We start from the raw sequence: 13,273 nt of genomic DNA, 5'->3' as shown, positions 1-13,273 counted from the left end.
AGGTTAATCCGGTTTTAAAGCATTTTGTTTTTTACCCTACCAGTACTGTTTATCGGCAACGTATAAGGAATTTCCACTTCAAAAATAGTACCGTCATTGCCGCTATTATGCTGCTCACTAATAAAATATTGATGCAAATATAAATTTAATCCTAACTGTTTGTTTAGGGCGCGTATTTTATCAGTGGCATCGCGAACAAAATTTTTGGCCAACTCTGTATTTAACAAAAGGCAACCCGTATTGGGGTCAATGAGGGGCAAATCGCTAAAGAAGTTGGCTGCCAGTTTAGTCAGGTCATAAGCCCATTTACCACCATATAGTTGTGGTAATACCTTTGGTTTATATTGACCGCGAATGGTAAAAACCAATTGCGCGCCTTGGATATAAGCTGCCCGAACTACCTCGTTCAAATACTCCTCCGGATGATAGTTTTGATGGGGTGTTTGCCATAAAATATACTCGCCCTTAACAAAAGGAAGCACCGCTTGCCAAACTTCAAATAAATTATGCCCATTTGGTAATTTTAAATATTTAAATTCAGCTTCGGGTCGCCAGCCATTGCCAATAAAATCTTTCGTTAAAGTTTCGGTATTGTCGTTAGCCGCAGCACTGTCAATAATAATAATTTGCTTTTGAACGTATCCGGGTAAATTTGCCCGGCAAACTCGTTGTAAAATGCTAATAATATGGCTTTCGGCATTTTGTGCGGGCAATAAAATAGTTAATGTATTAAATTTGGGCATATTTTTTTAATAGTTTACCTTTCGTTGAGATGGCAAAAATAAGGCTTACTTGGTTTGAAATTTTATTTTCTTAATTACAAACAAATAAACTACCCGGTTTTCATCCGGATAATAATAAAAATGATAAAGACGATAAAGATGTTTTTTGTGGGGAAAAGTATCATAGTTAAATAACTCCTCCTTCCTGTTTCCGGATGATATTACTGCAAGTAAAATTTTTTATTCCGGATTAAAAAACTATGCCAAGCAAAATAAAGCAAAAACAAAATAAATCCGTTCTTTGTTAATTTATTGAAGCCTTACAAAACTCAACTAATTAGTTTGGTTTTCTTGGTTAATTCACTTAGAGCCTGTCTAAATTTTATTTTCTAATTCTATTAAGCATCAATTTTATCATGGCAAGTTGGATCATTGTCTGGCTCGTTTCGGTTTGGAACTCAAAGTCTTTACTCAATCTTCGATAGCTTTGAGCCAGCAAAGTTCTTTCAACAATCCATCTTTTTGGCAATACTTCGAATTTCGAGGCTGTATTCGATCTACTTACAACCCAACCACCCACCCAAACGTTTTGCGGGTATTTTCAATTAACTCGCCTCTATACCCGCCATCAGCTACTATCTTTACCAATCTGCAAAACCTGCCCTCTGAGGTCAGCTATAACCATTGGGGCTGATTTACCGTCATGCTCATTTGCCGCATGAACCACAACCGCTAAAAGTAGTCCCATTGTATCTACAATAATATGCCGCTTTCTGCCTTTAACTTTTTACCCCCGTCAATCCCTCTGCACAAGCCTCCGACGCTTGTTGTCTTTTACGCTCTGGCTATCAATTATACCAACACTTGGCGATGAAGCCCTGCCTGCTTGCTTTCGAGTCTTATCCCTGAGTATTTCATGGATGAGTTCTATCGTCCCATCCTTCTTCCACTTGGTAAAATAGTAGTAAACAAGCTTCCATGACGGAAAATGGAACGGCAGCATGCGCCATTGACAGCCAGTTTAAGCAAATAGAACAGCGCATTAAAAATTTCTCTTAAACTGTGTTTTCGTTTCCGTTTGTCGTCTAAAATGCCTAATATTGCACTCCATTGACTACGGTGAGACTGCTTGGGTAGGTTTTCATTTTACTTTATGTGTTTGATTTTCATAAAGCTATGAATTATTATTTAAACGTCAAACTGATAGTCTTTTATTCACATCTCTTTTAATAACTTTTTTCCTATCAATTTTTAGGACTGGCATGCCAATTTTTAATTTTTAGACAGTCTCTTAATATTGCAACCAAAATAAAGAATAATAATAACAAGAATGATAAAAGTAAAAAGTCATGCAAGTTAATCATTTATTACAAAAAGCCTTACAACTTGAATGGCTCACTATTGACGAAGGGGCCTACCTCTTTAACCACGCCCCAACGGCAGCATTAGCCAATGTGGGCAATTTATTGCGCAAACATCATAAGCGGCAAACACCCAATATCGTTACCTGGATAATTGACCGCAATGTCAATACCACAAACGTTTGTGTGGCAAATTGTAAGTTTTGTAATTTTTTTGTGCCACCAACCGAAAAACACGCCCACAAAGCCTATATAACCGATATGGACACCTACCGGCAAAAAATTGCCGAGCTATACCGTTTTGGCGGCGAGCAACTGCTGCTTCAGGGTGGGCATCACCCCGATTTGGGCCTGTCGTTTTATACCAATTTATTTGCAACTTTAAAATCCGAGTTCCCCGACCTCAAATTACATGCACTTGGCCCCCCCGAAATACACCATATAGCCACCCTTGGAGGACATACTTACCAACATGTACTACAGCAGTTAATAGCTGCAGGCCTCGACTCGTTTCCGGGTGCCGGCGCCGAAATATTAGTAGATAGGGTACGCCGTATTATTGCCCAAGGCAAATGCAACAGCAACCAATGGTTTGATGTAATGCGCCAAGCACATAAATTAGGCTTAACTACCTCGGCAACAATGATGTTTGGCACAGTCGAAACTATTGAAGAACGAATGGAGCACTTAGCGCGTGTGCGCGAAGTACAAGCCGAAAAACCCAGCGATGCAGTAGGATTTTTAGCGTTCATTCCTTGGCCTTACCAAGACGAAGGCACTACTTTACAACGGGTACGCCAGGTAAACAACGACGTTACCGGCGATGAATACGTGCGCATGGTAGCCCTAAGCCGAATTATGTTGCCAAATGTCGAAAATATTCAGGCAAGTTGGCTAACAGTAGGGCGTAGTATCGCTCAAATTTGCCTTCATGCGGGGGCTAACGATTTTGGTTCCATTATGATAGAAGAAAACGTAGTGTCGGCAGCCGGCGCACCCCATAGATTTACTGCATCGGGCATACAGCAAGCCATACGCGAGGCCGGATTTACACCACAACTGCGCAACCAGCACTATCAATTCCGCACCTTGCCTAACCATATCGAAGACCAAGTTGTTGCTTATTAATTAAAGGTAAATGGCTAAATGAAACAAAGCAAGAGCAAGAGCATTAGCATTAGCAGACGGACAAATAGCAGGAATTGGTAAAACATTTTAAGAAAAGTCTATTTTTATCAGCACCTGTCAGCATGTATTAAACTATGCCAAACAACAACAACAATATTTCCGGTAAAAAATCGCGTTTTCAACACCTAAAGGTTTTGTTGAGTTATTTTATATTGCTAATATTCGTTTCAAGTTTATGGTCTTGCCGTAGCCATAAACAGGGTATAAGTTTGAGTTCTGCCAGCCCCGTGCCACCACCTTCTACGGGCAGTTTGGCTAAAAATGCAATGGTAGTAAGTGCGCACCCATTAGCATCGAAGGCAGGATTAGAAGTACTACAACGCGGCGGAAACGCTGTTGATGCCGCCATAGCCGTACATTTTGTATTGGCTGTTGCTTTTCCGGTTGCCGGAAATATTGGCGGTGGTGGGTTTGCCGTTTACAAACCAATAAACGGGCAGCCTGCCACTTTGGATTTCAGAGAAAAAGCACCCGCAGCAGCATCGCGCAATATGTTTTTAGATGCACAGGGGCAACCCGTTGCGCAGTTGAGCTTGTATAGCCATTTGGCATCGGGGGTGCCGGGCTCGGTGGCAGGTATGTGGGCTTTGCACCAACAATACGGCAGTATGCCTTGGTCTGAACTGCTTCGACCGGCAATTAATATGGCTGCCAACGGGGTGCCTTTTTTATCGGCTACCATACCAAACGAACTTAATAATTTAGCCAGCGAAATAACTAAGTATAACACACAGCCCAACGCTTTTTTACAGCCACCCAACGGCGTTAAATGGCTGCCTACCGACACCCTGCGCCAACCCGACCTGGCCCAAACCTTATTGCGCATACAACAACAAGGGGCAAATGGTTTTTACCAAGGTAAAACAGCTCAACTTATTGCCAACGAAATGCAACGGCGTGGCGGCTTAATTACTTTAAGCGACCTCGGCAATTACCAGCCACAATGGCGCAAACCCTTGGTGGGCAACTATAAAGACCTACAACTAATTACCATGCCGCCCCCGTCGAGCGGTGGTGTAGCTTTGCTACAACTGCTAACGCTGCTTGAACGAAATCTGCCCCCTTTTTTACCTGCAAAACATTCCAAAAATCAAGTGCATGACCCGCAAATTATGCATTTGATTGCCGAAGCCGAGCGACTTGTATATGCCGACCGCAGCAAATATTTAGGCGACCCCGATTTTTATCCGGTTCCGGTAGATGGCTTGTTAAATCCTGATTATCTATCGCAACGCTGGGCTTTATTTCATCCGGATAAAGCTACGCTAAGCCATCAAATATTGCCCGGAAATCCCGGCGACACAACCAGCACCGACAACCGTTTTCATCCGGAAAAAGGAACTAAAAAATTGCAAAACACAAATTTGCCCAAAACGCCCACTGAGTCAGAAGAAACCACGCATTTTAGTATCGTTGATAAGTTTGGCAATGCCATAGCCATTACCACAACCTTAAACGACAGTTATGGCAGCCGAGTAGTAGTTGGCGGCGCAGGCTTTTTGCTGAATAACGAAATGGACGATTTTAGCCTAAAACCCGGTGTGCCCAATATGTACGGCTTAGTGGGTGGCGAGGCCAACGCCATAGCTCCACAAAAACGCATGTTAAGCTCCATGACGCCGACCATTATATTGCGCAACGGACAATTATATATGGTAGTTGGCTCGCCCGGCGGCTCTACAATTATTACAAGCGTGCTTCAAACGATACTTAACGTTTATGAGTTTGATATGACGCTTCAAACGGCAGTCAATACGCCCCGCTACCATCATCAATGGCGGCCCGACACCTTGTTTTACGAAGTAAACCACTTTGCCGACACTACTTTACAGCAGCTTAAAAAAATGGGGCATAACCCTATACCGCGCAAACCTATAGGCCGCGTTGATGCCATTTTAAAACGCCCAGCTGATGGCCTGCTCGAAGGGGCAACCGACCCCCGCGGTGAAGGTGCTGCTTTAGGGTTTTAACTAAGAACTGGTGCTTCCTAATTTTCAACGCCTTTTTAAAACAAGGCAATAGCACAAGCAAAACAGGCACAACAACTTAATCAAATAGCTACAAGGAAAGTGTAAAAAACGTACCTTTGTCCCCGTTTTTGGGAGCAATACCCATTTAAAATAGGATTTTTATTAGTAAACGTTTTATCCAATCAAAATATATCATGAATTTGCATGAATACCAAGCCAAAGAAGTTTTAGCAAGTTTTGGCATACCCATACAACGTGGCATAATGGCTACAACCCCCGATGAGGCAGTAGTTGCTGCCCAACTGCTAACCCAAGCTACCGGCACACAATGGCATGTTGTTAAAGGCCAGGTACATGCCGGAGGTCGCGGTAAGGCTGGGGCAATAAAATTGGCGAAAAATTTAGACGAAGTGCGCGAAAAAGCTGCCGCTATTATTGGCATGACCATGTACAACAGACAAACAGGCCCCGAAGGAAAACTAATCCGGAAAGTGCTTATTACTGAAGACGTTTATGCACCCGGCCCCTCGGAAGCAAAAGAGTTTTACATGAGTATTTTACTTGACAGAGCTAAAAGTTGTAACGTTATTATTTATACGGCAGAAGGCGGTATGGATATTGAAGAACTGGCCGAAAATCATCCGGAAAAATTGTTTAAAGAGTGGATTCAGCCCGGAGACGTTCTGCGCCCCTACCAAGCTCGTAAAATGGCCTATAATTTGGGCTTAACCGGAGTGGCTGCTACTAATATGGAACAGTTTTTACAAAAAGTATATACTGCCTATGCCGGTGCAGATTGCTCGTTGCTTGAAATTAACCCCTTATTTAAAACCAGCGACGACCGTATTTTAGCTGTCGATTGTAAAATGGCCATCGAAGAGTCGGCATTATATCGCCACCCCGAACTGGCCGCTATGCGCGACCTAGCCGAAGAAAACCCAACCGAAGTTGAGGCCGATAAATATGACCTTAATTTTATTAAGCTTGACGGCAACGTGGGCTGCATGGTAAACGGTGCAGGTTTGGCTATGGCTACTATGGATATTATTAAATTGGCAGGGGGTGCACCCGCTAATTTTTTAGATGTAGGAGGTAAAGCCAGCGCCGAAACTGTTGAAGCCGGATTTAGAATAATTTTAAAAGACCCCAACGTAAAAGCTATTTTGCTCAATGTTTTTGGCGGTATTGTGCGCTGCGACCGGGTTGCCAATGGTGTTGTAGAGGCTTATCGCAAAATTGGCCAAATAAATGTACCCATAATTGTGCGCCTTCAAGGCACTAACGCCGACCTTGCCAAACAAATTATTGACGAGTCGGGGTTGCGAGTACAATCGGCTATTTTGCTGCGCGAAGCCGCCGAAAAGGTAAAACAAGTATTAGAACAATAAAAATTAGCCAGCTATTTAGCTTGCAAATTAACTTGAGGCAAAAAATGGCTTCACCAACAAAAAATAGCCCGCAGATAACTAAATCTGCGGGCTATTTTGCTAAATATTTTTCAATATTTATTTTACGCTATTGGCTAACCACAAGTCGGGTCATGCGTGAGGTTGTGCCGTCTGCTACCCGAACCATGTATATGCCGGCTGGCAAATGGCTTACATCCATTGTAATTTTTGAATTGCCTTTGGTTAATAGTTGTCGTTGGCTTACAAGGGCTCGGCCAGTTAAGTCAATAATATCTATGGTGGCGTTTATTTCTGTTTCAAGAAGCTGAACATTAACATTTACCTGGCCATTACTTACCGGATTGGGGGAAACACTTAATTCGGTAAGAACCGGAAGCGCTGCGGGCTTCATTTCTTCAATTTCTCCCGAAGTGCGCCAAGTTGAACTTGAAATACTTGGTGTTAAGGCATAACAAGCAGTATTGCTGTAAGCGCCATTCCATCCGTAAATTTTTATATAATAAGTTTTAACCGAACCGTTGTTATAAATAATTTGCTCGTCAGTAGTACCTTCGTTTTCGCTGGTAGCCAAAACAGTGCCACTGCTGCTAACTAATTGCATGTCGTAGTCGGCAGGCAAATTGGTTAGGGTAACTTTAATATGTTTTTGCGAGCTGGTATTGCTAAATTTAAACCAGTCAACATCGGTGTTGGTGCCAATTTTTGCGTTAATTGTGGTATTGGCAGCTATAGATTTGGCTTTAGTTTTAGTATTATTATTTTCGTAGGTATCTGTACAAGAGCCTCCGGTAGTAGTAAAACTAACCGGGCTTGAGTAGGTGCCCGATGTGCCTGAGCAAACGGCTTGCACCTGATAGTTGTAGGTGGTGCCTGCGGTCAATCCGGATAAAGTGTAAGTAGTGCTAGTAATGCCGCTAACGGTTGTCCAGGTGCTGCCCGAGTTTAGTTTCCATTGTAAATTGTAGGTAGAGCCTCCCGAAACAGCAGTCCAGTTACAGGTTGCGCTGGTATTAGTAATGCCGGTAGTATTTAGGCCGGTGGGGGTGCCGCAGCTTCCGCCGCCGCCAACGGGAACACAGCCTTGCGAGCTTTGCAGGCTGTATCGGTAGCCTCCTGATTCAAGTACGGCGCGCATCCGGTTTTTTTGCCCGGTGCTAAACATATACATACAGGCATCGTCGGTATAGTCCATAAAGTTCATGGTCATTTCAACTGGCGAGCCCGAGCAGGTGCTGTAGTGTGGGTAAGTTGGGCATCCATAGTTTGCCGTGTTGTGGGTAGGGGTGTCGCTTACCAAGTCTGAGCCACAAGTAGCATCGCCCCAAATATGGTATAAATTTAGCCAGTGGCCAACTTCGTGGGTGGCCGTGCGGCCTTTGTTAAACGGATAGGTAGCAGTGCCTTCGGTGCCAAGATAGCGGTAGTCAATAACCACGCCATCAGTTGAGGACGGGCCGCCTGGGAATTGAGCATAGCCCAAAATGCCGCCTCCAATATTGCAAACCCAAATATTTAGGTAATTAGCGGCACTCCAGGGGTCAACACCTCCTTTTGAGGATTTTTTTACATCGTCATTTGTTCCCCACGAGGTTTTGTTTACATATTTGCGTGTAATTCCGGTGGTTGCGTTGTTAGTAGGGTCGCGTTGAGCCATGCAAAATTCTATCTCGCAGTCGGCAACATAAGATTGGAATACGCTGGGGGTGTTTGTCCAGTCGGCGTTTAATTTGCGAAAGTCGGCATTTAAAACCGTCATTTGCGAAGCAATTTGCGAGTCGGTAATATTTTCGGTACTGGTGCGGTAAACTACGTGGTAAACCGTAGGAATGGTAATTACCGCCCGGCTTTGTTCGGCAGCGCCCGATGCAATAAAATGAGCCGTTTGATGCTCAATTTCTTCCCAAGCTTCGGCCAGCCATGGATTTTCGGCTAATAGCCGTTCGCGCACTTCGTTTGCGCTACAATTGCGCTGTGTTTGTGCTTGTACTTGTATGGCAAGCAAACTAACAAACAAAGCAACAATAAAAGTAAATGAACACTTCATAATTCGGTTAGTGTTTGATTTTAATATTAACTATGTGGTTTTAAAATAAAAATTGTAATTTTAATGCAAGGGGGCAAAAATAATCCGGAAAAATGAATAAACGTTCACTTTGAAGTCATTATTTTGTCAAAAAAAACAAAATTTGCCTAATTTGAGTGTTTTTTCGCAATTCTGAATAGTATTTTCTAACAAACCTCTTGCCAAATTGAATTTTTTTCGATTTAAGCCTACCTTCTTTAAAGAATGTTAAAAATAAAGAGACAACTAAACTATAATTTCATGTTTTGGTTTAGTTTTATTCCGGATGCCCTAAAATATTGTCTTTCAAGCAATCAATTAAGTGATATAATAAGGTTCGGCGTTTTTCGTTTTTTAGCTAACCTAAAAGATTTTAAAATCAAAACAGGTAACAAAACAAAGTTTCGCCGTCTGTATTATTAAACATCCGGATTAATATTGTGTCTAAATAAACTAATTGGCAAGCCAAACAATTAAAGCGCATTCTTGTTACTTCAATTTGGCACTTACATTTTACAAAATAAACTTTTTAACTATACAACTTAACACCATGAATCTTTCCAAAATTTGTTTTTCGTTATTTTTATGCACGTTTGTAGCTTTTATGACCGCTGCCCAAAATAACACGGCAGCCGACAGCAAAACAAACATGAAAGACTCTTTTGACTATGGCATTCCTATTAACGAGTTTCCAACGCCCGCTAACGCCGAAACCGCCGGGGCAATTGTAAACTTTAACCTTGACTATATGGGCTTAAATGCCGGCGAAAACGAATTGCACGTTGACGAAAAAACAAAAGTAAAATTTAAAGCCTACCTAAACCCATCCATCAAGGCGTACTCGTTGTTTGCCATAAACCCCGATGGGGGCGAAGTACCGGTAAAAGTAGAAAAATGCGAAACAAACCCCTCTTGCCAATTTGCCTACGTTGACGGCAAAACTTGGATAAATGTGCTTTGCTCGCAGGTATATGCCTACAATGCTAATGCCCGCAAATTAGAGCAAGACACCGAAGAGGCAAAAGAAATTATAAAAGAAGAACAAAAACAAAAACAAGAAGCCAGCCGGCAGCGCGTACTTGAGCGCATCAAACAGTTTGATGAAAAAGAAAAAGGCAAAAAACACAAATAAACCTAAGAAAAATTAAGCTCTGCGCTGTTTTTTTTAGAAACAAAAACACCATTTTTATTTCCGGATTTGTTGCTGCTTATGGTGGCGTAAAATCCGGAAATTTTATTTTATCCGCAGCCAATCAATCAGTATGAAAAACACTACTATTCATAATAATCGCCTTGTATATTATTACTGTTTGATTGTGGTTTGGGTTGCGCTCATTTTATCCGGATATGGTTGTACCAAACACTATTACACCGCTACGGCGCAGTTGCCGCTGCCCAAACAAAATGCAGATATTGCAGCCAAATTGGCCAACAAAATGCAAAAAACACAACCGACTGCGGCAACAACAACAACATCGTCATCCTCTAATTTTTTAGATAATTGGGCACTATATGCCCCCGACACACAGCGCCTTTGGCTTACCCCCCCTCGGCTGGTGCGCGTAAATGTACACCTAGTAAACAATACCGACAGCACTAAAAATTTTACCCAACAAACAGGCCGCGAATTTGTAAAACGGCTAATTTTTTACGTCAATTATCGCTGGAGTAAAAACACAAAAATGAACCTTCCGGAAGGTGGAAATAAAACCCCGGTTTTGCCCATCTTAATTCAATTTGAATTAGCCGGGCAAACTAATCAAGCAAAAAATGAGGAGGGTATTTATTTTCATGCCAACGACTCGCTTTATTGGTTTAACAAAAAAGATAAAAGTTTGTATAACAAAACCTTGTTTGAAACCTACGGGGTAAACAAAGACTCGGTGTTAAATATTTTTTTGATTGAACACCACCCCGACAGCATTAAAAGCCGCACCTACAAAGCCTCGAACGATGGAATTGGCTACACCAACCACGTGAAATTGGCCAATAGCTACCACGCCTACCTTAAACTGCTTAATGCCAACGACCCCAATGCCTTAGAAAATACTGCCGCCGAAGCATCGAGCCTTTTATGCCACGAACTGGGGCACTCGTTGGGGCTTTGGCATACCTGGAATACCAACGACGGCTGCGACGACACGCCACAACATACCCAATGCTGGAACTGGGATGTTTGCCCCGACCATGCACCAAGCAATAATTATATGGACTACACCGCCCTGCGCGAAGCCTTAACGCCTTGCCAACTTGGCCGGATGCACGCTAATTTTACCAATCCAAACAGCCCACAACGCAAATACACCCAACCAAACTGGTGCAACCAAAACCCAAACGAAACTGTAACTATTTATGCCGGCGATACCTTGCGCCTAAACCGTTTTGTTGATATGCCAAGAGATATTGTAATAGCTAAAAATGGATGTTTGATACTGCAAAATGCACATTTAAACATGCCTCCTAACAGTAAAATATTGGTACAGCCCGGCGGCACTTTGCTATTATATGGCAGCACTATAACTTGCCTTTGCCCTAACCAAACATGGCGCGGAATTGAAGTGAAAAATGGCATTTTTAAGAAGGCAAAACTCCGCATTTTAAAACCTGCAACGCTTAAAAATATAGCTAACCGCCCACGAAGCAAGTAAACTATTAGCCAACAATTTTTATTGGCTGGGCCATTCTATTTGAACAGTTGATTTAATTTAAGGCTTTTGTAATAGCTGTTTCAGGGTGTTGTTCCACGCCTTTAGTAACTGATTATTAGGCCGAACTATAAATTGAGTTTTTGATTTTGTACTGCCGTTGTGATAAATGGAAAAAGCCCCCGAACCTTTGGGGCGGTTTTGTATATGCGTATTGGTGGCCGTTTCCATGCCTTGTACTTGCTTTATAAGCTGGGCATATTGGGAAGGGTCGAGGGGGATTTGCGCAGGCTGCCCGCCGCTATACACGCCCGATGAGCTTTCGTGTACTTCAATAGGTTTATAAATTAATTCGTTTTGGCCAATATAATAATTATTGCCATTGCCATCGGTATAATCGAGGTGTGTTACCTGTTGTTGGTTTGACATTAAATTGCGCGAGTTGGTTGTGTTGGTTGAGCGGCAACTTAGCAACAACAATAGGATGCCGAAATAAAATATTAAAAACCAAGGCGTACTATTGATTTTACTATTGAACAACATAAGTTATGGGCTTATTATATCCGGATAAATTTAAGATAATTTTATCGGCGCCCTGATATTTTACCGCTTCAATATTAAACATAAACTTTTGCAAACAATACGCCTCACATAGTTCGCCGTTACTATTATGGTAAAAATTTAAATTAACACTTGGCGGATTGGTTTTATTCCAGCTACCGTTCCAATAAAGCTCAAATTCGTGTTCTTTACAGCCGCAGCTATAACCTGCTTCTATATACAAACAGCAGCCATTGGCCATTGCACTGGAAATGGCAATAGGGTCGCTAACGGGTATGTCGCTGCTTATTTGTAGTTTTTGCAGCCCTTCGGGGAAAAGTGTATCATCGCATCCCCAAGTTGTGCTTAAAGTAAAGATGGCAATTAAAAGGCAAAGACAAGGTTTAAAAAACGAGGGTTTCATGGCAAAACAGGGTTTTAAAAATACATTAATAGATAAATAGACGTATTTACAAATAATTTAGTTGGTTTTATTTTGTAAATTTTCAAGTTATTGTCTTTTCTTTTACGCCTGCTTGTAGCGGCAATGCGTCTAAAAAAACGCTTAATATTCGACAAAATTACGCTATTAGCTTCAAATAGCAGCGATTTAGTGGGTTTTGTGCTTAAAAAAATCCGGATTGAATAAGGGGGTTGAGGTGGGATTGCCTTAATTTTATCCGGATAAAAATACAGGGCGTAAATTTATCCGGAAAATGCGTTAAATGATAACCTAAATATGGGATTAAAATTTTGCACCTAATTCAGTATTTTTTACAAAAGAAGCAACCGTTAATCTATGCACACCCAAAATTCTACCGATAGCGGAATAGGAAACTTTTTTTTTAATAATTCTTTGATTTTCGCTTCTTGACCACTGAGTTTTGTTCTGCTTGATTTTCTTCCTTTGGGTCTGCCTAAAATAACCCCTTCAGCTCGCTTACGAGCTAAGGCTTCTTTGGTGCGTTGTGATATTAAATTGCGTTCAATTTCTGCTGATAAACCAAATGCAAATGCCAATACTTTTGAACTAATATCGCTGCCCAAGCGGTAATTGTCTTTTATTGTCCATACTTGTATATCGCGGTTCATACATTCGTTGAGTATGCCCATTATCATTAATAAATTTCTGCCCAAGCGCGATAACTCTGAACAGATTAAAACATCGCCTTTCTTCATTTTTTTGAGTAGTTGACCCAATTTTCGGTCTTGCAGGCTTTTGGTGCCCGATATGGTTTCTTCTATCCATTTATATACAATATGTAAATGGGTTTGGCAAAACTGGTTAATTTCGTAGCGTTGGTTTTCTACTGTTTGCTTGTCGGTGCTTACCCGAATATAGCCGTAAATCATACTTAATTGTTTGTTTAAATTAA

The 13,273-nt window shown here is 41.7% G+C and carries 9 protein-coding genes and 2 pseudogenes; 5 read left to right on the top strand and 6 right to left on the bottom strand.

What is annotated here, in order from left to right; translation table 11 throughout:
• Positions 1-14: 14 nt before the first annotated feature.
• Together IPI59_01920 and IPI59_01915 are read right to left on the bottom strand one after the other, a co-directional pair.
• Entirely contained in the window at positions 15-743 is a 729-nt protein-coding gene (locus IPI59_01920) for a glycosyltransferase (GenBank protein MBK7526323.1), read from the bottom strand.
• 361 nt (positions 744-1,104) lie between these two features.
• A pseudogene (locus IPI59_01915) lies at positions 1,105-1,823 on the bottom strand (IS5 family transposase).
• A gap of 248 nt (positions 1,824-2,071) precedes the next feature.
• Between IPI59_01915 and IPI59_01910 the strand changes: the two are divergent.
• From IPI59_01910 to sucC, 3 genes are all read left to right on the top strand, one after another.
• Positions 2,072-3,211, top strand: coding sequence for a CofH family radical SAM protein (locus tag IPI59_01910; protein ID MBK7526322.1), 1,140 nt, complete (start codon positions 2,072-2,074; stop codon positions 3,209-3,211).
• Positions 3,212-3,345: 134 nt separating this feature from the next.
• Entirely contained in the window at positions 3,346-5,241 is a 1,896-nt protein-coding gene (gene ggt, locus IPI59_01905; protein MBK7526321.1) for a gamma-glutamyltransferase, read from the top strand.
• A gap of 194 nt (positions 5,242-5,435) precedes the next feature.
• On the top strand, positions 5,436-6,629 hold the full coding sequence (gene sucC / locus IPI59_01900; protein ID MBK7526320.1) for an ADP-forming succinate--CoA ligase subunit beta: 1,194 nt from the start codon (positions 5,436-5,438) through the stop codon (positions 6,627-6,629).
• 127 nt (positions 6,630-6,756) lie between these two features.
• Here sucC and IPI59_01895 read toward each other — a convergent pair whose 3' ends face one another.
• The gene (locus IPI59_01895) at positions 6,757-8,694 is read right to left on the bottom strand and encodes a T9SS type A sorting domain-containing protein (protein ID MBK7526319.1); all 1,938 of its coding nucleotides are present in this window, start codon (positions 8,692-8,694) and stop codon (positions 6,757-6,759) included.
• Positions 8,695-9,262: 568 nt separating this feature from the next.
• Here IPI59_01895 and IPI59_01890 point away from each other — a divergent pair.
• Together IPI59_01890 and IPI59_01885 are read left to right on the top strand one after the other, a co-directional pair.
• Entirely contained in the window at positions 9,263-9,844 is a 582-nt protein-coding gene (locus IPI59_01890; protein MBK7526318.1) for a hypothetical protein, read from the top strand.
• 130 nt (positions 9,845-9,974) lie between these two features.
• The gene (locus IPI59_01885) at positions 9,975-11,360 is read left to right on the top strand and encodes a hypothetical protein (GenBank protein ID MBK7526317.1); all 1,386 of its coding nucleotides are present in this window, start codon (positions 9,975-9,977) and stop codon (positions 11,358-11,360) included.
• 57 nt (positions 11,361-11,417) lie between these two features.
• Here IPI59_01885 and IPI59_01880 read toward each other — a convergent pair whose 3' ends face one another.
• From IPI59_01880 to IPI59_01870, 3 genes and pseudogenes are all read right to left on the bottom strand, one after another.
• Entirely contained in the window at positions 11,418-11,900 is a 483-nt protein-coding gene (locus tag IPI59_01880; protein MBK7526316.1) for a hypothetical protein, read from the bottom strand.
• Positions 11,887-12,321 (bottom strand): hypothetical protein, encoded by a 435-nt coding sequence (locus tag IPI59_01875; GenBank protein ID MBK7526315.1) that lies wholly within the window; start codon positions 12,319-12,321, stop codon positions 11,887-11,889. Before IPI59_01875 ends, IPI59_01880 begins: the two co-directional genes overlap by 14 nt.
• 321 nt (positions 12,322-12,642) lie before the next feature.
• Positions 12,643-13,250, bottom strand: a pseudogene (locus IPI59_01870) (master DNA invertase Mpi family serine-type recombinase).
• Between the last annotated feature and the right edge of the window lie 23 nt (positions 13,251-13,273).

The sequence above is a fragment of the Sphingobacteriales bacterium genome (assembly GCA_016706405.1).
Lineage (GTDB): Bacteria > Bacteroidota > Bacteroidia > Chitinophagales > UBA2359 > BJ6.
Note: the sequence above shows the minus strand (reverse complement) of the source record. Positions and strands in the feature narration are given on the sequence as shown.